This is a genomic window from Sphingomonas sp. FW306-1B-B10E, from assembly GCF_058782005.1.
Genome location: NZ_JBYSXG010000025.1, coordinates 22179 through 42279, shown reverse-complemented (window position 1 = coordinate 42279; position 20101 = coordinate 22179). Strand labels below are relative to the sequence as shown.

General features: G+C 68.4%; 24 protein-coding genes and 1 tRNA gene. 9 read left to right on the top strand and 16 right to left on the bottom strand.

Annotated features, from left to right (window positions below; genetic code table 11):
- Positions 1-19: 19 nt before the first annotated feature.
- Positions 20-604 carry a TetR family transcriptional regulator gene (locus tag AC3WJI_RS11560; RefSeq protein WP_492757419.1) on the top strand — a complete coding sequence of 195 codons (585 nt, stop codon included), beginning with the start codon at positions 20-22 and terminating at the stop codon, positions 602-604.
- Positions 605-886: 282 nt separating this feature from the next.
- Here the strand turns inward: AC3WJI_RS11560 and AC3WJI_RS11555 are convergent, their stop codons facing one another.
- From AC3WJI_RS11555 to AC3WJI_RS11520, 8 genes are all read right to left on the bottom strand, one after another.
- Positions 887-2878 carry an ATP-binding protein gene (locus AC3WJI_RS11555; protein WP_492757418.1) on the bottom strand — a complete coding sequence of 664 codons (1992 nt, stop codon included), beginning with the start codon at positions 2876-2878 and terminating at the stop codon, positions 887-889.
- Between the two features lie 50 nt (positions 2879-2928).
- A complete protein-coding gene (gene spt / locus AC3WJI_RS11550) occupies positions 2929-4191 on the bottom strand; it encodes a serine palmitoyltransferase (protein ID WP_492757417.1) in 1263 nt (420 codons plus the stop codon).
- Positions 4192-4307: 116 nt separating this feature from the next.
- Entirely contained in the window at positions 4308-4550 is a 243-nt protein-coding gene (locus AC3WJI_RS11545; RefSeq protein WP_492757416.1) for an acyl carrier protein, read from the bottom strand.
- Positions 4551-4681: 131 nt separating this feature from the next.
- Positions 4682-4758, bottom strand: a tRNA-Arg gene (locus tag AC3WJI_RS11540).
- Between the two features lie 34 nt (positions 4759-4792).
- Entirely contained in the window at positions 4793-5251 is a 459-nt protein-coding gene (locus AC3WJI_RS11535; RefSeq protein WP_492757415.1) for a DUF1178 family protein, read from the bottom strand.
- Complete coding sequence (locus AC3WJI_RS11530) at positions 5248-6069, bottom strand: carbon-nitrogen hydrolase family protein (RefSeq protein ID WP_492757414.1); 822 nt, start codon at positions 6067-6069, stop codon at positions 5248-5250. The genes AC3WJI_RS11535 and AC3WJI_RS11530 overlap by 4 nt, the downstream gene beginning before the upstream one ends.
- On the bottom strand, positions 6066-6323 hold the full coding sequence (gene grxC / locus AC3WJI_RS11525) for a glutaredoxin 3 (protein WP_492757413.1): 258 nt from the start codon (positions 6321-6323) through the stop codon (positions 6066-6068). The genes AC3WJI_RS11530 and grxC overlap by 4 nt, the downstream gene beginning before the upstream one ends.
- A gap of 33 nt (positions 6324-6356) precedes the next feature.
- The gene (locus AC3WJI_RS11520) at positions 6357-7088 is read right to left on the bottom strand and encodes a ComF family protein (protein WP_492757412.1); all 732 of its coding nucleotides are present in this window, start codon (positions 7086-7088) and stop codon (positions 6357-6359) included.
- Here AC3WJI_RS11520 and AC3WJI_RS11515 point away from each other — a divergent pair.
- On the top strand, positions 7087-7977 hold the full coding sequence (locus tag AC3WJI_RS11515; protein ID WP_492757411.1) for a methyltransferase domain-containing protein: 891 nt from the start codon (positions 7087-7089) through the stop codon (positions 7975-7977). The genes AC3WJI_RS11520 and AC3WJI_RS11515 overlap by 2 nt on opposite strands.
- Here the strand turns inward: AC3WJI_RS11515 and AC3WJI_RS11510 are convergent.
- Positions 7974-8402: a (deoxy)nucleoside triphosphate pyrophosphohydrolase gene (locus AC3WJI_RS11510; RefSeq protein ID WP_492757410.1), complete on the bottom strand. Its 429-nt coding sequence runs from the start codon at positions 8400-8402 to the stop codon at positions 7974-7976. The two genes, AC3WJI_RS11515 and AC3WJI_RS11510, sit on opposite strands and share 4 nt — an antisense overlap.
- 41 nt (positions 8403-8443) lie before the next feature.
- Between AC3WJI_RS11510 and AC3WJI_RS11505 the strand changes: the two genes are divergently transcribed.
- Positions 8444-8626 carry a Flp family type IVb pilin gene (locus tag AC3WJI_RS11505; RefSeq protein ID WP_492757409.1) on the top strand — a complete coding sequence of 61 codons (183 nt, stop codon included), beginning with the start codon at positions 8444-8446 and terminating at the stop codon, positions 8624-8626.
- 131 nt (positions 8627-8757) lie between these two features.
- Positions 8758-8925, top strand: a complete 168-nt coding sequence (locus AC3WJI_RS11500; RefSeq protein WP_492757408.1) for a Flp family type IVb pilin — start codon at positions 8758-8760, stop codon at positions 8923-8925.
- Positions 8926-9038: 113 nt separating this feature from the next.
- Here the strand turns inward: AC3WJI_RS11500 and AC3WJI_RS11495 are convergent, their stop codons facing one another.
- From AC3WJI_RS11495 to AC3WJI_RS11480, 4 genes are all read right to left on the bottom strand, one after another.
- Positions 9039-9986, bottom strand: a complete 948-nt coding sequence (locus tag AC3WJI_RS11495; RefSeq protein ID WP_492757407.1) for an acetyl-CoA carboxylase carboxyltransferase subunit alpha — start codon at positions 9984-9986, stop codon at positions 9039-9041.
- Positions 9987-10111: 125 nt separating this feature from the next.
- Positions 10112-11032, bottom strand: a complete 921-nt coding sequence (locus AC3WJI_RS11490) for a tyrosine recombinase (RefSeq protein ID WP_492757406.1) — start codon at positions 11030-11032, stop codon at positions 10112-10114.
- Positions 11029-12747 (bottom strand): hypothetical protein, encoded by a 1719-nt coding sequence (locus AC3WJI_RS11485; protein ID WP_492757434.1) that lies wholly within the window; start codon positions 12745-12747, stop codon positions 11029-11031. Before AC3WJI_RS11485 ends, AC3WJI_RS11490 begins: the two co-directional genes overlap by 4 nt.
- Before the next feature lie 46 nt (positions 12748-12793).
- Complete coding sequence (locus AC3WJI_RS11480) at positions 12794-12931, bottom strand: hypothetical protein (protein ID WP_492757405.1); 138 nt, start codon at positions 12929-12931, stop codon at positions 12794-12796.
- Positions 12932-13004: 73 nt separating this feature from the next.
- On the opposite strand from AC3WJI_RS11480, the gene AC3WJI_RS11475 reads away from it, so the two are divergent.
- The 5 genes from AC3WJI_RS11475 (at position 13005) to AC3WJI_RS11455 (ending at position 17524) form a co-directional block, all read left to right on the top strand.
- Positions 13005-13544 carry a shikimate kinase gene (locus AC3WJI_RS11475; protein WP_492757404.1) on the top strand — a complete coding sequence of 180 codons (540 nt, stop codon included), beginning with the start codon at positions 13005-13007 and terminating at the stop codon, positions 13542-13544.
- Entirely contained in the window at positions 13541-14650 is a 1110-nt protein-coding gene (gene aroB, locus AC3WJI_RS11470; protein WP_492757403.1) for a 3-dehydroquinate synthase, read from the top strand. The genes AC3WJI_RS11475 and aroB overlap by 4 nt, the downstream gene beginning before the upstream one ends.
- Positions 14651-15091 (top strand): hypothetical protein, encoded by a 441-nt coding sequence (locus AC3WJI_RS11465; RefSeq protein ID WP_492757402.1) that lies wholly within the window; start codon positions 14651-14653, stop codon positions 15089-15091. It abuts the gene before it with no gap.
- A 5-nt stretch (positions 15092-15096) separates the two neighbouring features.
- Entirely contained in the window at positions 15097-15468 is a 372-nt protein-coding gene (locus AC3WJI_RS11460; RefSeq protein WP_492757401.1) for a hypothetical protein, read from the top strand.
- Positions 15469-15640: 172 nt separating this feature from the next.
- Positions 15641-17524 carry a M1 family metallopeptidase gene (locus AC3WJI_RS11455; RefSeq protein ID WP_492757400.1) on the top strand — a complete coding sequence of 628 codons (1884 nt, stop codon included), beginning with the start codon at positions 15641-15643 and terminating at the stop codon, positions 17522-17524.
- 27 nt (positions 17525-17551) lie between these two features.
- Here AC3WJI_RS11455 and AC3WJI_RS11450 read toward each other — a convergent pair whose 3' ends face one another.
- The 3 genes from AC3WJI_RS11450 to AC3WJI_RS11440 are packed head-to-tail and all read right to left on the bottom strand — an operon-like array spanning position 17552 to position 20090.
- Positions 17552-17887 carry a DUF423 domain-containing protein gene (locus AC3WJI_RS11450; RefSeq protein WP_492757399.1) on the bottom strand — a complete coding sequence of 112 codons (336 nt, stop codon included), beginning with the start codon at positions 17885-17887 and terminating at the stop codon, positions 17552-17554.
- Positions 17884-19665, bottom strand: coding sequence for a cation:proton antiporter domain-containing protein (locus AC3WJI_RS11445; RefSeq protein WP_492757398.1), 1782 nt, complete (start codon positions 19663-19665; stop codon positions 17884-17886). Before AC3WJI_RS11445 ends, AC3WJI_RS11450 begins: the two co-directional genes overlap by 4 nt.
- Positions 19665-20090 carry an iron-sulfur cluster assembly scaffold protein gene (locus AC3WJI_RS11440; protein ID WP_492757397.1) on the bottom strand — a complete coding sequence of 142 codons (426 nt, stop codon included), beginning with the start codon at positions 20088-20090 and terminating at the stop codon, positions 19665-19667. Before AC3WJI_RS11440 ends, AC3WJI_RS11445 begins: the two co-directional genes overlap by 1 nt.
- Positions 20091-20101 lie beyond the last annotated feature (11 nt).

Genomic DNA, 20101 nt, shown 5'->3' with positions numbered 1-20101 from the left:
CAAGAGTAATTTTCGGCCGATGGCATCCAGTGCACGCAAGCGTCTGTCACCCGAGGAATCGCGCGATGCCGCGCTGGAGGCCGCGCGCGCCCTGCTGCTCGAAGCCGGCCCGCAGGCCGTCACGCTCAAGGCCGTCGCAGCGCGGATCGGGCGCACCCATGCCAATCTACTTCACCATTTCGGCTCGGCCGCGGGATTGCAAAAGGCGCTCGCCGCCAACATCGCCGACAGCGTCTCGGCCAAGATCGTCGCGGCGGTGGTGCGCGCGCGCGGCGAGGATCACGATCCGCGCGAGGTTGTCGACCTGACCTTCGACGCCTTCGGCAAGGGCGGTGCCGGCGCGCTGGCGAGCTGGATGATCCTCAACGGCAATGAGGACGCGCTCGACCCGATCCTCGAGGCGATCCACCGCCTGGTCGACGAGATCAGCGCCGATGCGATGGACGCGCATCTGCTTCGCGAGGAAACACTCCAGCTCACGCTGATGGCGCTGGGCGACGCCTTGCTCGGCGGACCGATGGCCCGCGCAGTCGGCCTGCCGCGCGAACGCGCCCGGGAGATCGCCACCGAGCAATTGCGGCATTCGGTGACCAAGGCGGGCTAGGCTGCCCGCTTTCATCGGGGGCAAAGTTTAGAAAGTTGCGTTTCTGGCGCACGTTTGCCCGGTTGCGACTGGAAAGCGCCCGGTTTGCGACCGGAAAGCGCCTGCTTGGCGACACCGACGCTACTTCCGCGCGCCACCAAGGTCACACTGACGCGACGATATCGCGACGCCGAGGTCACGCCGATGCGCGCCGCTGGCGGATCGAATGACAGTATCAAAGAGCGGCCCGACGAGTCTGGCAGGCGCGAGCCAATCAGACGAAATCCTACATTGCAAGGGCGGCTACGCCGCCTGCTGCGCCGCCCTGCGCGCCTCGAAATCCACCGCTTCATCGACGGCACGGCCCAGCGACGCCATCGTGAACGGCTTGCGCAGCACCGCGCGGCCGCCGAACAGCTCGGCATCCGCCTCGCCGGCGAAACCGGTGACGAACAGCACCGCGACGCCGTCGAGCTGGTCGCCCAAACCGGCGATCATCTCTGGCCCGGTCTGTCCGGGCATCAGCACGTCGGAGATGATCAGGTCGATCCGCGGCATCATCGTCACCGCGGCCGGAGCCGCCAGCGGATCGGGGCACGAAGTCACCCGGTGCCCCAATTCCTGGAGCGCGCTCACCGTCGCCCCCAGCACGCGCGGATCGTCCTCGACGACGAGGATGTCGAAGTTCCGTGCGGGCGGCACTTCCTCCACTGCCACGATCGGCGTCAGCGCCGGTGCCGGTGCCGGCGCCTCCGCAGTCGCGCTCGCCGGCTCGCCCTGGTGGCGCGGCAGGTACAGCGTCACGCGGGTGCCCTCGCCCGGCGCAGTGTCGATCGCGATCTCGCCGTCCGACTGGCGGACGAATCCGAAGATCTGGCTGAGCCCGAGCCCGGTGCCCTTGCCCACCGGCTTGGTGGTGAAGAACGGCTCGAACACGCGATCGGCGACTTCGCGCGACATGCCGCAGCCGGTATCCGCCACGCTGATCGTGACATAGTCGCCCGCCGGGCATTCGCCGACTTCCTCGGCGGCCAGGGTGCGCCCTCCGGTCGCGATCGTCAGCGTGCCCCGCCCTTCCATCGCGTCGCGCGCATTGACCGCGAGGTTGAGCAGCGCGTTCTCGAGCTGGTGACGGTCGACCCAGACCGTCCAGCCCTTGCCGGCGTCCTCGGTTCGGACTTCGATCGTATCGCCCAAGGTACGATCCAGCAGGTCGGACATCCCCGCGATCAACGCGCCGCCCTCGACGGCTTCGGGAAGCAGGGGCTCGGAGCGCGAGAAAGCGAGCAGCCGCCGGGTCAGTGCGGCGGCGCGATTAGCGCCCTCCATTGCATTCTCGATATGGAGTTGCGCGTCGGGACCGCCGCTGTGCAGGTGCCGCTTGGCGAGTTCGAGCCCGCCCAGAACGACCGCGAGCATATTGTTGAAATCGTGCGCGATCCCGCCGGTGAGCTGGCCCACCGCTTCCATCTTCTGGACCTGGCGGAGCTGCGCCTCGGCCTGTGCGCGGACCTCGGCTTCGGCACGGAGGTCCGCGGTCGCCGCATCGACCGCGAGCTGGAGCTCGGCGGCGCGCTCGCGCTGCGCGGTCGCCTCGGCATCGGCGGCGGCGCGCTCGCCCTCGGCGGCGATCGCCAGCCAGCCGAGCAGCACCGCGCCGACCACGATCATCACCCCGAACACCATCAGGATGCGCGACGCGAAGCTCGAATTGTCGATCAGGTCGCCCGCGGCGCGCGTGCGGTCACGCAGCAGCAGCCGCTCGCTGTCGACGACGCGGGCGAGTAGCATCTCGACATTCTGCCGCGCCGGGCTCTGCCGGACGCGGTAATAGCTGCCCCAGGCGTCCTTGTGGCGGCCATAGGTCGAATAGAGCGCGGTCTCGGCGAGCTCGCGGCCGCGCGCCTCGAAGGCGCTGCGCAGCTGCGCGATCTGCGCTTGTTGCCGCGGACTGTCGCGGGTGAGCTGCTGAAGCCGGGTGAGCTGCTCGCCCGCGCGGCCCCATTGGGCAGAATATTGCTGGCCCAGCGTCTTGTCGGCGCTGACCACATAGCGCCCCAAGGCCGCCTCGGCTGCCGAGATCGCGCCCGAGAGCTGATTGGCGCGGATGACGACTTCATAGGTATGCTGCTGGCGCGCGACGGCGTGGTCGCGCTCCTTGTCGGTGCGCTGCTGGAGGACGATGATCGCGGCGAGGACGCCCAGCCCGAGCAGCGCAAGCAGGCCCAGCAACAGCAGGCGCCAGTTGGTAACGCGACGAACGCGCTCCAGCGCTATACCCTGCCCCTCACTCATATCTGGAATTTAGGAAGGGTTTACCAAGGAAGGAAGCAAATCCTTTCGGCTCAGCCGATCACGCCCACGCTTCGGCCCGCAGCGCGGAACATTTCGAGGATTCGTTTCACCTGCTCATCGCTGTGTTCGGCGCAGAGCGAGCAGCGCAGCAAATAGGTACCGGCCGGGGTTGCGGGCGGACGCGCCATGTTGACGTAGAGCCCGCCGTCGAGCAGCGCCTGCCACATCGTCACTGCCTGCGCCTGGTCCTCGAGGATCACCGCGATGATCGCGCTGTCGGGGGTCTCGGTGCCGAGCTTGAAGCCCATCTCCTTGAGCCCCGCGTGCAGATTGCGGGCGTTTTCCCAGAGATGCGCGCGCTTGTTGTGCGCGAACTGGAGCTTACGGATCGACGCAGCGGCAGTCGCCACCACGCTCGGCGGCAGCGAGGCGGTGAAGATGTACGGCCGGCAGGCCAGCCGGATCGCCTCGAACTTGGGGTGGTTCGACACGCAGAAGCCGCCGACGGTGCCGACCGACTTGGAGAAGGTCCCGACGATGAAATCGACATCGCCCTCGCAACCCTGCGCCTCGTATACGCCGCGGCCATTGGGGCCGTAGAACCCCATCGAATGCGCCTCGTCGCTGAGCACCATGGCGCCGTGCTTCTTGGCGACCGCGACCATCTCCTTGAGCGGCGCGACGTCGCCGAGCATCGAATAGACGCCCTCGAGCACCACCAGCTTGCCCGCATCCTTGGGCAGCCGGCCGAGGCGCTTGTCGAGATCGGCGATGTCGTTGTGGCGAAAGCGGACGATCTCGGCATAGCCCTGCTTGCAGCCGTCATAGATCGAGGCGTGGCTGTCGGCGTCGAGGATGACGTACTCGCCCTTCCCCGCCAGCGTGCTGATCATGCCGAGATTGGCCATGTAGCCGGTCGAGAAGACGATCGCGCCGGTGGTGCCGTAGAATTCGCGGAGCGCCTGCTCGACCTCCATATGGTCGCGGAAGGTGCCGTTGAGCATGCGGCTGCCGTTGGTGCCCGAGCCGAACTGGTCGAGCGCGTCCTTGCCGGCCTGGATGACGTCCGGGTCGAAGGTCATACCCATGTAATTGTAGGTGCCGAGCAGGATCGTGTCCTTGCCCTTGATCACCGCCTCGGTCGGCGACTTGACCTGGTCCATCACGATCGCGAACGGATCGGTGACGCCGCTGTCGAGCAGCGCCTGGCGCTCGGCGATGAGCCCGTCGAACTTGCTCATCAGGTCGCGCTCGGGGGCGACCGGCTGCGGATCCTGCGGCAGCTTCTCGGCGGTGTCGATCGCGTCAGTCATCTCATCATCTTCCCAAAACCCGTTCGTGCTCAGCGTGTCGAAGCACCGTCCCTCTTTCTCCGGCATCGTCAGAGGAAAAACGGCCCTTCGACAAGCTCAGGGCGAACGGGGAAACCTCAGCCCTTCAGCTTCTGCACCGCATCGACGAGCTGGCCGACATTCTCGATCTCGGCCTGCATGTTCATCGTGATGAGGATGTCGAACTCGTCCTCGATGGCGGCGACGAAATCCATGACCGTGAGGCTGTCCCATTCGAGATCGCCGGCGAAGGTCGTGCTGTCGCTGAGCGCCACGCCCTTCTTGTTGAAGGGCTCGATCTGGGCCTTGATCGTCTCAAAGGTTTCGGCGCGGTCGCTCACGGTCGTTCCTTGGCAAGTGAAGCTCGCCGCCTGCCAAGCAAATGCGGCGGGCGTGGGGCGCGCCCTATAGCAGCCCTTGCGGAGGTTGCCATGCCGGAGTTGCGGTCCGCGACCTGACGGGCGGGCGCACGTGGTGACCCGGAGAGGATTCGAACCTCCGACCTCTCGATTAGGAATCGCTTGCTCTATCCTGCTGAGCTACCGGGCCACGCCGCCGCTGGTACAAAGCGGCGCAGCGAGGGTCAATTGCACTGCTCGGGCGGCACCACCGGCACGAGCAGGGGCGCGACCGGCACGCCCTCCTCGGCCAGTTCCTGCGCCTGTTCGGGGGTCGCCTGGCCATGGATCTGCGCGCTGGGCTCGTCGCCGAGATGCATCGCGCGCGCCTTGTCGGCGAAGGCGGTGCCGACCCACTCCGACTTTTCGAGCATCTTCGCCTGCGCGGTGGCGATCATCGCCATCGCCGCCTTCATCACGTCGGGAGGCGGCGGAGTACCGGAAGGCGCCGCCGGCGCCGGCGCGTTGCTCCGATTGCCCTTGGCCGCGACATTGGGGGCCATCACGGCCTTGGCGACCTTGCCGCTGCCGCATATCGGGCAGGCGACCAGCCCGGCCGCCTGTTGCTCGGCATAGGCCGCGCTCGAGCCGAACCATGCCTCGAAGACATGGCCGTCGCCGCATTTGAGATCGAAGACGATCATAACACCTCGACCGGCGGGATCGCGCGGCGATGGCGCAGCACCGGCACGCGGCCGCGTGCCGCCTCGGTCCGCGCCGGGTCGATCTCGGCGAAGCCGAGGCCCGCCGGCTCGCCCATGTCGAGCAGCATGTCACCCCAGGGATCGGCGACCAGCGAATGGCCATAGGTCTCCCGGCCGTCCTCGTGCACGCCGGTTTGCGCCGCCGCGATCACGAACGCCGCCGCCTCGATCGCGCGTGCGCGCAGCAGCACCTGCCAGTGCGCCGCGCCGGTCGGCCGAGTGAACGCCGCCGGCACTGCCAGCAGCGTCGCGCCGGCATCGCTCAGCGCGCGGAACAAGTCGGGGAAGCGCAGGTCGTAACAGATCGCCAGCCCGAGCACGCCGAGCGGGGTCTGCACCGTCACCGCGCGTTCGCCCGGCGCATAGCTGTTCGATTCGCGCCAGCTCTCGCCGGTCGGCAAGTCGACGTCGAACAGATGCATCTTGTCGTAGCGCGCGCGGATCGCGCCCGAATCGTCGATGACGAAGCCGCGATTGGCGAGCTTGCCGTCGCCGCGCAGCACCGCGAGGCTGCCGAGATGAACCCAGATGCCCTGCTTCGCCGCCGCCTCGCGCACCGCGGTGAGCACGCGATCCTCGTCCTCGTGGACCAGGGATCCGGCCGCACGGTCGCGATCGCGGTCGAGCAGCCCGGACATTTCCGGCGTGAACAGCATCGCTGCTCCGCCCGCTCTGGCCTGCTCCACGCCCTCGACCAGGATGCGCGCATTCGCCGCGGGATCGATCCCGCTGGTCATCTGAAGCAAAGCTGCCTTCATGCGGCCAGCAATGGGTCCAGTCCGCCCTGCCGGTCGAGCGCGGCAAGGTCGTCCGATCCGCCGATATGCCGGTCGTCGATGAAGATCTGCGGCACCGTGGTGCGGCCGTTGGCGCGCTGGATCATCTCCTGGCGCCGCGGTCCGCCCATGCTGATGTCGACTTCCTCATACTCGACCTTCTTCGAATCGAGCAGCGCCTTGGCGCGGGTGCAATAGGGGCAGAACGCCTTGGTGTAGATTTCGATCTTGGCCATTTGCGCCTCGAATTGGGGACCCGGCGGCGCTTGTCAATCCAGCGCCGCGTCTTCCAGAACGCGCGCCCAGCACAGAAGGATCACTTTGTCCGCACCGCCGCGCTTGAGAGTGCGCGCGCAGGCGCCCGCGGTGGCGCCGCTGGTATGGACATCGTCGACCAAGACGACGGTCTTCCCGGCGAGCTTCGGCCGGGCATCCTGCGCCAGCGCAAACGCGCCTGCCACTGCGCTTGCCCGTCCGCGCAGGCCGAGGCCGCGCAGCACCGGCGTCGCCTTCACCCGCCGCAACAGCCGCACATCCGCTGGCACGCCGCAGATCCGTGACAGTGCGGTGGCGATCAGCGCCGCCTGGTTGAACCCGCGCGACCAGAGCCGCCAGCGATGCAGCGGCACCGGCACCAGCAGCTCGGCATCTGCCGGCATCAGTCGCGCCATCGCGCGCGCCATCGTCTCGGCGCAGGCGAGCCTTCCCGAATATTTGAGCTTGAGCGCTACGTCCCTGGCCACATCGCCATAGGCCACCGCCGCGCGCACGCCGTCATGCGGCGGCGAATCGCCGAGGCATTCGCCGCAGACCGCGCCCTCGCCGCGATCGAATTCGAACGGCAGCTGGCAGCGTGCGCACCAGGGCGGCCCGAGGAAGCGCAGGCTCCCCCAACAGCTGGCGCAGAAACGATGATCCGCTGCGGTCACTTCACCACATCCCGGGCAGCGCGGCGGCAACGCGAGATCGGCGAGCCGTGCAAGGGAAGCGAGCGCAGCCATGCCGCTCCTTGTCGCGGGCGCAGCCACGCTGCACAAGCCGCATGTGCCCGACTCCGAAATCTCCGAAATCTTCGCCCGCGACCTCCGCCGCCGCCGCCGCGACCGTGCCGCGCCCGGCTATGCCGGCTTCGCCTTCCTGCGCGAGCATATGCTCGAGGGCCTGCTCGAGCGGCTCGACGCCGTGAAACGCGATTTTCGCGACGTGCTCGACCTCGGCAGCTTCGCCGGCGGCTGGGATATCAACGGCGCGCGCATCGCCCGGCTCGATGCCGGCTTCGGCTTCGCCAAGGCATCCGGCGGCGTCCAGGCCGACGAGGACCGCCTGCCCTTCGCCGACGCGTCGTTCGACCTGATCGTCTCGGTCGGCGTGCTCGACCAGGTCAACGACGTCCCCGGCGCGCTCGCACTTGCGCGCCGCGCCTTGCGTCCCGATGGCCTGTTCCTCGCCGCCTTTGCAGGAGCGGGTTCGCTCGCGACCCTGCGCGCGTGCCTGCGCGAGGCCGAGGCCGAGCGCCCCGCTGCGCGCTTCCATCCGCAGATCGACGTGCGCGCCGGCGGCGACCTGCTTTCCCGCGCCGGCTTCGCGCTGCCCGTCTCCGATGTCGAGACCTTGGTGGTGCGCTATGCCGGCCTGCCCAATCTGCTGCGCGACCTGCGCGGCATGGCCGCGACCAATCTGCTCGCCGACCCCGCACCGCTCACCCGCGACACGCTCGTCCGGGCCTCCGCCGCCTTCGCCGATCGCGCCGAGCCCGACGGCCGGACGCCTGAGCGCTTCGAGATCGTCTATCTGACCGGCTGGGCGCCCGATCCTTCGCAGCCCAAGGCTGCGCGCCCGGGAAGCGCGACGGCGTCGCTCGCGGACGCGCTGAGCAAGCGGCCGCGCTAGAGCAACCGCTCCAGCGCATCGACCAGCGGCACGTCTGCCGGCGGCATCGGCAGCGTCCGCATCTCGGCCGGGCGCACCCATCGCAGCGCAAGCGCGTGCCGCGGCTCGGGTATCCCGGTCCACGTGTGTACCTTGTAGAGCAGCAGGAGCAGGTGCCGCGCCTCGAGCCCCTCACTGGCGAAGGCGATCGGCGCCATGGCATCCACGGGAATGCCGATCCCCAGTTCCTCGGCCAGCTCGCGCGCGAGCGCGGCCTCGGGCACTTCGCCCGGCTCCACCTTGCCGCCGGGGAATTCCCACAGGCCGGCCATCGGCTTGCCCGCGGGGCGTTGCTGAATCAGCACTTTGCCCTCGCCATCGACCAGCGCGGCCGCGACGACCAGCAATAGTCCGGAGACGGCGTTGGGCACTTCGTTAACTCTCATTGCCTAGTTCCGCCCCATCCTGTGGAGGAGAAGTGGGCGGTATGCGAGCCCTTGTTGAGACGGTTCGTCGCCTGATCCGCAATTCGAAGGCGGCGACGGCGATCGAATATGGCTTGATCTGTGCGTTGATCGTGCTCGCCATCATGGCGGCGCTGATCGAGGTCGGCAACGTGACGACCGGCATATGGAACAACGTCAGCACCAAGGTCCAGACCGCGAGCTAAATACGGTTAATTGCTACGTAATTGCCCGATTTAGCCGTTTATTTACTTCCCTTCCCTAGGAACGTTGATGCCGTACCGGATCTCCGGGCCGGCCGGGTGAATGAAGTACTTCCGAACGTTGGAGACCGGTTATGCAGAAGATTCGCAACTTCGTTAAGAATTCCAAGGGCGCCACCGCGATCGAGTACGGCCTGATCGCCGCTCTCATTGCCGTCGCCGCAATCGCCGCGATGCAGGGCCTGGGCAACCAGCTCAACAAGACCTTCACGAACGTTTCGTCGAACATGAAGGTCGGCTAAGCCTTTCGGCTTCTAGCTACGCGAAGGGCGGCGGAACCTCGGTTCCGCCGCCCTTTTCGTTTGCGATAGTCAAAGGTCACGGAAGCGGTTCATACGCCTCCGATATTTTCGCCTCAGATGCGGCCCATCGCGAGAAACTTCGCGCGCCGCGCCTGACGCAGCGCCTCGGGCGGCAGGCCGTCGAGCCCGTCCAGCGCCTTCTCCACCGCATCGCCGAGCGCCAGCACCGCCGCGCCGGGATCGCGATGCGCACCGCCCAGCGGCTCGGCGATGATCCCGTCGATCACCTTGAGCTCCTTGAGGTGCTGCGCGGTGACCTTCATCGCCTCGGCGGCATCGGCGGCCTTGTCGGCGGTGCGCCACAGGATCGACGCGCAGCCCTCGGGCGAGATCACCGAATAGACCGCGTGCTCCATCATCAGCACTTCGTTGCCCGCGGCCAGCGCCACCGCACCGCCCGAGCCGCCCTCGCCGAGGATCGTCGCGACCAGCGGCACGCCGAGGTTGAGGCACATCTCGGTCGAGCGTGCGATCGCCTCGGCCTGGCCGCGCTCCTCGGCCTGCACCCCCGGGAAAGCGCCCGACGTGTCGACCAAAGTCAGCACCGGTAGGCGGAACTTGTCGGCCAGCCGCATCAGCCGGATCGCCTTGCGATAACCCTCGGGCTTGCCCATCCCGAAATTGTGCTTGAGCCGGCTGGCGGTATCGTCGCCTTTCTCATGCCCGATCACCATCACCCGGCGTCCGCGGAAGCGCCCGAGCCCGCCGATGATCGCGTCGTCGTCGGCGAAGGCGCGGTCGCCGCCCAGCGGCATGAAGTCCTCGATCAGCCCGGCGACATAATGCTTGAAGTGCGGTCGCTCCGGATGCCGCGCGACCTGGGTCTTCTGCCAGGGCGTGAGCTTGGCGTACGTGTCCTGGAGCAGCTTCTCGGCCTTGACCTGAAGCGGTCCGATCTCCGCCTGGATGTCTACCGCACCGCCCTCGGCAGTGCGGCGCAGTTCGTCGATCCGGCTCTGCAGCTCGGCGATCGGTTTCTCGAAGTCGAGGAAGGTTGCCATCGCTGGCGGTTAGGACGCGCCGCGCTTTGCGTCAACGAGGACCGCCCGCACCTCGTTCGTGCTGAGCCTGTCGAAGCACCGTTCTTCTATCTGCGCCATCAAAGAAGAACGGCCCTTCGACAAGCTCAGGGCGAACGGGATGAAGGCTTGGCGCTCAGCGCCTCTCCCAGCGGGTGTCGCGCATTGACCAGTTCGACCAGTCGCTTGCTGTCGACATGGGTGTAGATCTCGGTCGTCGCGATGTCGGCATGGCCGAGCATCGCCTGGAGGGCGCGCAGGTCGGCGCCGCCTTCGAGCAGATGCGTCGCGAAGGCGTGGCGCAGCACGTGCGGGCTCACGCGGTCGGGCGGGATCCCCGCCTCCGCGGCCAGCGCGCGGACCAATTGGTAGAGCCGCACCCGCGACAGATGCGCCTTGCCCGACGGGAACAGCCACGGCCGCCCGACCGCGACATGTTCGCGCCACGCCGCCACCGCCGCGCGCGCACGGTCCGAGATGGGCACCAGCCGCTCGCGCCCGCCTTTGCCCTTGAGGATCAGATAGGGCCGGTCGGGTGCCACTGCGTTGCGCGGCAGCGACACCAATTCGGTCGCGCGCAGCCCCGATCCGTAGAGCAGTTCGATCAACGCCGCGAGGCGGAGGTCGAGCGGATCGGCGGGCACCTGTGCCTGGCGTGCCGCGATCACCGCGAACAGCGCGTCGACATCCTCGATGCTGAGCACCTTGGGCAGTGCCCGCGTCGTCCCAGGGCGCGGCAGCGCGGCGCTCGGATCGTCCTGGCGCAGCCCTTCGTCGGCGAGAAATCCGAAGAATCGCCGGAGCGCCGCCGCCTTGCGCGCCACGGTCGAGCGCGCCAGCGCCTGCCACTCGCCCGCTAGCCGCTCGATCTCGCCCGGCCCCGCGGTGCCGAGCCGGCCCTCAAGCAGCTCGGAGGCGAGCCGCAAATCGGTGCCGTACGCCGCGATCGTGTTTCCCGCCGCGCCCGCCTCGGCCTGCATCATCTCGAGAAAGCGCTCGATCAGCGCGCGGTCGGCAGCCTGGGTCAAGCCGACCGCGTGACCGCCTCCACGGCGATCATCCGCGCATAATTGGCCATCCCCGCCGCGCGCATCGCCGCGACGATGTGGAACAGCGCCTCGGGCGCGACATAATCCCAGCTAACCGACTGCATGCCGATCCCGGCGAGCAGCGCCACCGTCGCCGGCTCGCCGCCCTCGCCGGCGGCATCGATCGCCCGGGTCCAGGCATTGGTCCCGCCGATCTGCACGTCGAGCGTCGCCGCGGCGTTCTGTGCCTCGCTCGCGCTCATCCGGCCGAGCCCCGCGAGTCCGGCGAGCAGCATCTGCGCCTTGCGACGAGACGCGCCGTCGGCGAACGCGGTGACGTCGCCCGCGGCGATCCCGGCATTGCCCGGGTCGGCGAGCGCGAGCAGCGCCCAGCCCTCGCTGCCCGGCTTGACGACGCCGCGCCACTCGAACGCCGCGGAATCATAGCCAGACGACAGCATCGATGCGATCAGCCGATCGGGTTCCTCGACCTTGGCGCTCGCCGGAATCCACGAGGCGGCACGTGCAGTGAGGATCAGCCGGGCGTAGCGCGTGCGCGGGGTGCTCGCCCCGTCCCAGAGGGTGCGCAGCGCCTTGACCCGATTGCCGACATCGCCGTCGGTATATGCGGTGCGCAGATCGCGGGCGACGGTCTGCGCCGGCCCCGTATCGCCGCCCTGCTCGATCTCCGAATAAAGGTCGACCAGCCCGGCATTCGAGAACACCCCCGCGGTCGCCGCAAGCTCGGCCGCGGTCACGCGCGCGGCCGGGTCGATATTTGGCGCCAGCGCCTGCCAATATCGCACCTGCGGACCGGCACTCTGATAGAGATCGGCGGGCACCTCCACGCCGGTCGCGGTGGCCAGCCCCCAGCGCCACGCGGTGAGCTGGCTCACTGCATTCCACTCGACCGTGACGGCGCGGCGTCCCTGCGCGCCGGTGCCGAGCACCTTTTCGGCGAGCAGATTGTCGATGTCCGATGGGCTCGTCCCCGAACGCGCGCGGGTGAACAACTGCCCCGCCTCGTTGGGCTTGCCGGCGAGCCCCAGGCACATCGCCTGCGCCAGCGCCCAGCCGCGCTGGGCGATCGCCGCCGCGCCCTTGTCGGCGATAGGACAGAGCGCCGCTGGATCGCCCGAGGCGAGCGCCGACTGCATCGCGACCTGGTAGAGCCACGGCGTATAGTTGTCGGTATCGACATCCTCGATCACTGCGCGCGCGGCATTGGCCTCGCCCATCCGCAGCAAGGTCCAGGCGCGATCGGCGGCGAAGTCTGCACCGTTCACTTCGCGCGGCGTATCGAGCGGCGACATCAACGCGCGGCGCAGCACGATCGACGCCCAGCGCGAGGCGACCGGCGCGTTCATCCGCCGCATCAGCACCTGCAGGAAGCGCCCGTCGCTCACTCCGAACGAATCGGCGGGAAATGCGGCATTGCCCGCGGCGAACGCGCCGACCCGCCCGAGCGAATGCCTGGCAAATTCGGGCAGCTCGTATTTGGAGAGATCGACGGGAACGTCCGACACCACTTCACCGGCGGCAGCATTGCCCAGCGTCGTATCGGCAGGCGGCGTCACGCCGTCGACCGGCGGCAGCGGATCGGCACTGCGTGTCGGCGCGGCCGACGGTCCTGGCGCTGGTGAAGGCGTCGGTGCGGGCTCGTCGAAGCCCGGCGGCAGCAGCGATTCGGGCGTGTCCTGCCCCAGCGCGGGCATCCCCACGCCGGCGAGCAGGAGCGCCGCCCATCCGATCCGCGAAACCTTAGTTCGTGAGGTTATCAAGCGGGACCACCTTCTCCATGCGGACCGGCTCCTTCTCGGTGCTGCGCGTCGAGAGGAAGATGATTCCCCCCACCAACACGAGGAGGACGACAATGAGCGCGACGAGCGAACGGGACATGGAAAGGTCCAAAATTTGAGAATTACGCGGGCCTTTTGCCCGAGACCCGCCCTCGCTGTATAGCCCCCCGACGATGTTGCAAGCGCATGCCCAAGACTGGCCCTGGAAGGGCAAGCCGATCGTGCTGGTCGGGCTGATGGGCGCCGGCAAGACCACGGTCGGCCGGCGCCTCGCCCAGCGGCTGCGGCTGCCCTTCGTCGATGCCGATCACGAGATCGAGGCGGCGGCGGGGATGAGCATCTCGGATATCTTCGAGAAATTCGGCGAGCCGTATTTCCGGGACGGCGAGCGCCGCGTCATCGCCCGGCTGATCGACGGCACCCCCAAGGTGATCGCCACCGGCGGCGGCGCGTTCATCAACGAGGATACCCGCGCGCTGATCCTCGACCAGTCGATCGCGATCTGGCTCGACGCCGAGCCCGCGGTGCTTGCCGACCGCGTCCGCCGCCGCGACACCCGACCGCTTCTCCGCGGGCGCGATCCCGAGCAAATCCTCACCGAATTGGCGGGGGTAAGAAATCCTTTCTATGCGCTCGCCCCGATCCGCGTGCAGAGCGTCGTCGCCCCGCACGACACCACCGTCGACGAAATCCTGAAGGCGATCCGCACTTGACCATTGTCCCCGTCGCCTTGGGCGACCGCAGCTACGACGTCCGCATCGAAGCGGGCCTGCTCGCCCGCGCCGGCGACGCGCTGGCGCCGCTCGCCCGCGGCCGCTCGATGCCGATCGTCACGGACGAAAATCTCCGGCCCCACCTCGCGACGCTGCAGGCGAGCCTTGCCGATGCCGGCGTTGCCAGCGATGCGATCGTGCTTCCTCCCGGCGAATCGACCAAGAGCTGGGCGCAACTCGAGGCGCTCACCGATCGCCTGCTCGAACTCGGCGTCGAACGCAGCGACCATGTCATCGCGCTGGGCGGGGGCGTGATCGGCGATCTCGTCGGCTTCGCGAGCGCGATCCTGAAGCGCGGCTGCAACTTCGTCCAGATCCCCACCACCCTGCTCGCCCAGGTCGACAGCTCGGTCGGCGGCAAGACCGCGATCAACAGCCGCGCCGGCAAGAACCTGGTCGGCGCGTTCCACCAGCCGGCGCTGGTGCTGATCGACCCGCAGGTGCTCGACACCCTCCCCTTGCGCGAAGTGCGCGCCGGCTATGCCGAGGTGGTCAAATACGGGCTGATCGACGATTTCGCCTTTTTCGAATGGTGCGAGGTTAATGCCGCCGCGCTGCTCGCGGGGGACCCGTCCGCCCGCGAATATGCGATCGCGCACTCGGTTGCCGCCAAGGCGCGGATCGTCGGCGAGGACGAGCGCGAGACGACCGGCAAGCGCGCCTTGCTCAATCTCGGCCACACCTTCGGCCACGCGCTCGAGGCCGAGACCGGTTTTTCAGACAAGCTTCTCCACGGCGAAGGCGTCGCCGCCGGCATGGCGCTGGCCTTCGCCTATTCGGCGCGCCGCGGACTTTGCTCGGGCCAGGAAGCCGAACGCGTCGCCGCGCATCTCCGCGCGATCGGCCTCCCCGATGGCCTCGCGGCCGCAGGGATCACGGCGAGCGGCGAGCGGCTGGTCGAGCACATGCTCCACGACAAGAAGATGGCCGCGGGGACCCTGCCCTTCCTGCTCGCGCGGGGGATCGGGCAGACGTTCCTGGACAAGACGATAGACTTGGCGGACGTCGCCGCCTTCCTCGACGAACAACCACGCGCCGGCGGCTAGATGCGCCCGGCTGTCGTTTCGATCGCCGCGCTGACACTTCTGGGCGGCTGCGCCGACAACATGTGCGGCAACACGCTACTCTCACGCCACCGCGATCCGGCTTCGGGCTTCATCGCTTATGTCTTCGTACGCGATTGCGGCGCGACGACGGACTTTCTGACCAACGTTGCGATCGGCCGACCAAACGAGCCCCAATCCGAGGCGCGGATCGTGTTCACCGCGGATAGCGACCACGACGCCGCGCGGTCCGAAGGCCCGGCGATCTGGCTACGTCCGAGCTGGACGGCACCGAGGAAGCTTTCGATCGTCTATGCCGAGCGGAGCCGGGTATTCCGCAAGGAGTCCTCAGTCGCCGGGGTGCAGATAGTCTACCGGGAATCTGCGCCCTTAGAGGAACACGTAGGGATAGTCGAAGAACCGAAACCCTCCCAGCAACGTTGATTGGCATGACCCTACGCACCATCGGCTGGCTGCTCGACGAAGGCGACCGCGCCGCGTTGCTTGCGCGCTTCCCGCCCATCTGGCCCGAAGTGATCGCGCACCACGTCACACTCGCATCCAAGACCGATGCGCCCCTCCCTGCCGAAACTGCCGGCGAAATCGTGGGAGAGGTCGATGACGGCGAAGGCCTGCAAGCGCTGGTCGTCGAAATCGGCGGCACCACCGATCGTCCCGACGGCAGCACCTATCACATCACCTGGTCGCTCGACCGTGCCGCCGGGCGCCGCGCGGTGCAGAGCAACGAAGTGCTCGCCGAGCGCGGCTGGCACCCAATCGAGCCGATCCCCATCCGGCTGACCCCGAGCGAACTGCCCTGATCCTCCCGGCACGGGGAGGTGGCAGCGCGAAGCGCTGACGGAGGGGGCTCTCCTCATCGGGCGCCCCTCGCGGCACGCCCCCTCCACCACGCCCTGCGGGCGCGGTCCCCCTCCCCGTTCCGGGGAGGATCATGCAGTTGCCGTTCAGCCGCGATCGGCATAGCAGCGGCGCATGCACATCTTCCCTTCCGCGCTCGCCGCCGTTTCGCTGATCGCCCTTGCCGCGCCTGCAGCTGCCCAGCAGGCGCAGCCCGCGCCGATCCTCACGACCCCCGAAGCGAAGGACGTCTGGACGCACGCACTGCCGCAGGTCGCGCGCGTGACGCATGTCGATCTCGATCTGGACGTGAATTTCGAAACCGAGACTCTCGCCGGCCGCGCCCTGCTCGACATCCTGCGCGCGCCTGGCGCGAAGCAGATCGTGCTCGATGTCGACGATCTCGACATCGCAGCGGTCACCACTGCCGACGGCAGGCCGCTGCATTACACCGTCGGCCCGCGCGACAAGGAGCTAGGCTCGGCGCTCGCCATCGACCTTCCGGCGACCGGCAACCGGATCGCGATCCGCTACAGCACCAAAGCCGGCGCCTCGGCGCTGCAATGGCTTGCCCCCGAGCTCACCGCGGGCAAGGCCAAGCCCTATCTGTTCAGCCAGGGCCAGCCGATCAACAATCGCAGCTGGATTCCCACCCAGGACAGTCCCGGCATCCGCCAGACCTGGGATGCCCGAATCACCGTCCCCGCCGGCTTCGTCGCGGTGATGAGCGGCGAGCGCCGCGACGGCGCTGCGGGCACCCCCGCCGCCAACGGCAAGCGCAGCTATCGCTTCCGCATGGACAAGCCAGTGCCGCCCTATCTGATCGCGCTCGCGGTCGGCGACCTCGCCTTCAAGGCGACGGGCCCGCGCTCGGGCGTGTGGACCGAACCCTCGCAGCTCGAAGGCGCGGCGTACGAGGTCGGCGATGTCGAGAAGATGATCGACGCCGCGGAAGCGCTGTATGGCGCCTATCGCTGGGGCCGCTACGACATGCTCGTGCTGCCGCCGAGCTTCCCCTTCGGCGGGATGGAAAATCCTACGCTCACCTTCCTCACCCCGACGATCGTCACCGGCGACCGCTCGAACACCGACGTCGTCGCGCACGAGCTCGCGCACAGCTGGTCGGGCAACCTCGTCACCAACGCGACCTGGTCCGATTCCTGGCTCAACGAGGGCTTCACCACCTATTTCGAGAACCGCATCATGGAGGCGGTCTATGGCCCGGAGCGGGCGGCGATGTACGCCGATCTCGACTGGGACGGGCTCAACAAGGACATCGCCGAGGCCGGCGGCCAGGCGGCGCCGACCACCCGCCTCCACGGTGATCCCGGCGCGACCGCGGGCCAGCTCGACTATTTCAAAGGCTCGACCTTCCTGCGCACGATCGAGCGCGCGGTCGGTCGACCGCGCTTCGATGCGTATTTGCGCTCCTATTTCGACCGCCACGCCTTCCAGCCGCAGACCAGCGCGGGCTTCCTTGCCGATATCCGCAAGAATCTGATCAAAAGCGACAAGGCGCTCGAGGCGAAGCTCCAGCTCGATCGCTGGACCTATCAGCCCGGGCTTCCCGAGAATGCCGTGCACGTTCCGTCGGCGACGCTCGCCAAGGTCGATGCGCAGCTCGCCGCGGTCAAGGCGGGCGGGCCGGTGTCGGCAGTCGACCCCAAGGGCTGGGCGACGCAGCAATGGCTGCGCTTTCTAAACGGCCTGCCGCGGGAGCAGACCCCGGCGCGGCTCAAGGAACTCGACGAGACGCTCGGGCTGTCGCGCTCTACCAATGCCTATGTCCGAAGCGCCTGGGCCGAGCTGGCAATCGCCAACCGCTACGATCCCGCGCTTCCGTCGATCCGCGCTTTCGTGAAGAGCGTCGGGCGCGGGCTGCTGATCCGTCCGATCTATGAGGGGCTGATCAAGCAGGGCGACTGGGGCCGGCCGATCGCCCGGCGCTTCTTCGATGAGGCGCGGCCGACCTACCACCCGGTGACTGCCGCGCAGATCGAGAAGATCGTGACGGGCTAGGCCCGCTTCCGGACTGCGCCTGCCGATTCAGCGACTTCCCGTCGCCGAAACGCCCAGCCACAGCCAACCGAGGATCAGCCCCGCGCCGCCGATCGGGGTGATCGCGCCCAGCCAGTGCGGCAGGCCGAGCGCCATCAGATAGAGCGTGCCGGCGAAGATCGCGCCGCCGGCGACGAACAGCCAGGCCGGCGCCCGCTGCTCCATCCGCACTGCGACCAGCGCCGCGACCGCATGAACCAGCTGATACTGCCCGCCGGTCTTGAGCCATTCGGCCGCCTGCCCCGCGACGCCGTGCGCGCCGAACGCCCCGGCCGCCACGGCAAGCGCGCCTGACAGCGCGGCGAGCACGGTCACAAGTCTCATTTGGGCTCGAGATCGGTCTCGGCCGCGGCGGCCTGGGCGGTATGGGTGAACATGCCGTCGATCCCCGCGCGGAGGTCGCCGGTCTCGCGCTGGAGCTTCAGGCGCTCATAATCGCGGCGGCGATATTCGGCTTCGGTCTTGTCGATCTCCTGGACCGTCACGCCCACCGCATCCATCGCGCGGCGCGCCATCACGATCGCGCTCTCCAGCACCTCGCGCACTGCGCCCGCGATCGGCGCGCCCTTCATCTTCATCACGCTGCGCCGGTCATAGGCGCGCACGAAGATCGTCGCCTTGGGAAAGGCGTGGTGGATGCCTTCCAGCGCCTCGGTGTCGAGCCCGTCGCCATCCTGGCAGAACAGCAGCAGCTCGGCATCGGCGGCGCCGGCCTGGCGCAGGATATCGGTGCGGGTGCCGTTGCCGTAATAGACCTTCATGCCGAAGGTATTCGCGGTCTCGATCATCTCGACATCGGTGTCGACGATCGTCACCGGGATCCCCTGCGCGATCAGCATCTGCGCGACCGTCTGGCCGAAGCGGCCATAGCCGACCACCACGGCGTTCGATCCCTCTTGCTGCGGGCCGTCCAGCCCTTCGGCGCTCGGCTCGGGTTCGGCGCGCAGCCGCTTGGTCGCCATCATCAGGAACGGCGTGGTCGCCATCGACAAAGTGACGATCGCGCCGAAGATGCTCGCCGCCTCGCCGGTGATCAGCATCGCCGACTGCGCCTGGGCGAACAGCACGAAGCCGAACTCGCCACCCTGGCTGAGCAGCACGCCGAGCGCGAAGGCCGAGCGCCGCTTCATCCCGAACAACAGGGCCAGCCCGGTGATCAGCAGCGTCTTCGTCGCGATCAGCGCGAGCGCCAGCCCGGCGACGAACAGCGGCCGCTCCGCAATCGCGTGCAGGTCGAGCGTCATCCCGACCGCGAGGAAGAACAATCCGAGCAGGATCGCGCGGAACGGCTCGACATCGGCTTCGAGCTCGTGGCGATAAGGCGAATCCGCCAGCATCACGCCCGCGATGAACGCGCCCAGCGCCGCCGACAGCCCGAGCATCTCCATGATCGCGGCGCTGGCGATGACGGTGAACAGCCCGGCGAACACGAACATCTCGCGCTCGCCGAGATTGCCGATCAGCCGGAACGCCGGACGCAATATGTAGCGGCCGGCGAGGATCAGCCCGACGATCGCGACGATCGTGTACACTCCGAGCAGCCAGCCCGGCGGGCCGTTCATGTCGGCCGGGTTGCGCGACATCGCCGCGACGATCGTGATCAGCGGCACGATCGACAAGTCCTGGAAAAGCAGGATCGCGAAGGCGCGCTCGCCGAACGGCGTGCGCAGCCGCCCGGCCGATTGCAGCAACGGCAGCACCTGCGCGGTCGAGGAAAGCGCGAGCGGGAGGCCGAGCGCCAGCGCCGCCGCGAGCGAGCTGTGCGCCGCCGCCCAGACGATCGCGGTCACCGCGAGACCGCACAAAGTCACCTGCAACAGCCCGAGCCCGAAAATGTCGCGACGCATCCGCCACAGCCGCGACGGGCTGAGCTCCAGCCCGACGAGGAACAGCAGCAGCGCGATGCCGAGCTCGGCGATACCGAGCTTGCTCTCGGCGTCGCCGACCAGTCCGAGCACCTGCGGCCCGACCACCGCGCCGGCGACGAGGAAGCCCAGCGTCGCGCCGAGCCCGAGCCGCCGGAAGATCAGCACGAACACCAAGGCGAAGCCGAGCAGCGGCACGCCGTCATGGAGCAGCGAAAGGCCCGAATGGTCCTCCATCAGCGCCGCGCCTCGACCGCAGCCTGTGCCGCCGCCTCGAAAGCGAGGCGGATCGAGGCATGGCGTCCGCGATGCGCGAGGGCGGGTGCGAAGATCTCCATCCCTGGCCAATCGGGCGGTGCATCGCGCTCGCCCGCCAGCCACGCGGTTAGCTGATCGCGCGCCGTTTCCAACTCGACGGCGGTCCGCCCGACGACGTGCGCGCCCATCAGCGCGGCCGACGCCTGCCCGAGCGCGCACGCCCGCACCAGCATCCCCACCGCGGCGATCCGGCCCGTTTCATCAAGGTCCACATCGACCGTCACTCGGCTCCCGCACACCGGCGAGCGCTTCTCGACGCTCGCGCCGGGATCGGCCAGCCGCTCGTGAAAGGGGATCTCGGCGGCGAGCCGGAGGATCTGCGTATTGTAGAGCGGCGCGTTCATTTCGCTCTCGA

Coding starts and splice junctions, on each gene's coding strand:
- AC3WJI_RS11560 (WP_492757419.1), top strand. CDS start 20: ATGGCATCCAGTGCACGCAAGCGTCTGTCACCCGAGGAATCGCGCGAT.
- AC3WJI_RS11555 (WP_492757418.1), bottom strand. CDS start 2,878: ATGAGTGAGGGGCAGGGTATAGCGCTGGAGCGCGTTCGTCGCGTTACC.
- spt (WP_492757417.1), bottom strand. CDS start 4,191: ATGACTGACGCGATCGACACCGCCGAGAAGCTGCCGCAGGATCCGCAG.
- AC3WJI_RS11535 (WP_492757415.1), bottom strand. CDS start 5,251: ATGATCGTCTTCGATCTCAAATGCGGCGACGGCCATGTCTTCGAGGCA.
- AC3WJI_RS11530 (WP_492757414.1), bottom strand. CDS start 6,069: ATGAAGGCAGCTTTGCTTCAGATGACCAGCGGGATCGATCCCGCGGCG.
- grxC (WP_492757413.1), bottom strand. CDS start 6,323: ATGGCCAAGATCGAAATCTACACCAAGGCGTTCTGCCCCTATTGCACC.
- AC3WJI_RS11515 (WP_492757411.1), top strand. CDS start 7,087: ATGCCGCTCCTTGTCGCGGGCGCAGCCACGCTGCACAAGCCGCATGTG.
- AC3WJI_RS11520 (WP_492757412.1), bottom strand. CDS start 7,088: ATGGCTGCGCTCGCTTCCCTTGCACGGCTCGCCGATCTCGCGTTGCCG.
- AC3WJI_RS11510 (WP_492757410.1), bottom strand. CDS start 8,402: ATGAGAGTTAACGAAGTGCCCAACGCCGTCTCCGGACTATTGCTGGTC.
- AC3WJI_RS11505 (WP_492757409.1), top strand. CDS start 8,444: ATGCGAGCCCTTGTTGAGACGGTTCGTCGCCTGATCCGCAATTCGAAG.
- AC3WJI_RS11500 (WP_492757408.1), top strand. CDS start 8,758: ATGCAGAAGATTCGCAACTTCGTTAAGAATTCCAAGGGCGCCACCGCG.
- AC3WJI_RS11495 (WP_492757407.1), bottom strand. CDS start 9,986: ATGGCAACCTTCCTCGACTTCGAGAAACCGATCGCCGAGCTGCAGAGC.
- AC3WJI_RS11485 (WP_492757434.1), bottom strand. CDS start 12,747: ATGCCCGCGCTGGGGCAGGACACGCCCGAATCGCTGCTGCCGCCGGGC.
- AC3WJI_RS11480 (WP_492757405.1), bottom strand. CDS start 12,931: ATGTCCCGTTCGCTCGTCGCGCTCATTGTCGTCCTCCTCGTGTTGGTG.
- AC3WJI_RS11475 (WP_492757404.1), top strand. CDS start 13,005: ATGTTGCAAGCGCATGCCCAAGACTGGCCCTGGAAGGGCAAGCCGATC.
- AC3WJI_RS11465 (WP_492757402.1), top strand. CDS start 14,651: ATGCGCCCGGCTGTCGTTTCGATCGCCGCGCTGACACTTCTGGGCGGC.
- AC3WJI_RS11460 (WP_492757401.1), top strand. CDS start 15,097: ATGACCCTACGCACCATCGGCTGGCTGCTCGACGAAGGCGACCGCGCC.
- AC3WJI_RS11455 (WP_492757400.1), top strand. CDS start 15,641: ATGCACATCTTCCCTTCCGCGCTCGCCGCCGTTTCGCTGATCGCCCTT.
- AC3WJI_RS11450 (WP_492757399.1), bottom strand. CDS start 17,887: ATGAGACTTGTGACCGTGCTCGCCGCGCTGTCAGGCGCGCTTGCCGTG.
- AC3WJI_RS11445 (WP_492757398.1), bottom strand. CDS start 19,665: ATGGAGGACCATTCGGGCCTTTCGCTGCTCCATGACGGCGTGCCGCTG.
- AC3WJI_RS11440 (WP_492757397.1), bottom strand. CDS start 20,090: ATGAACGCGCCGCTCTACAATACGCAGATCCTCCGGCTCGCCGCCGAG.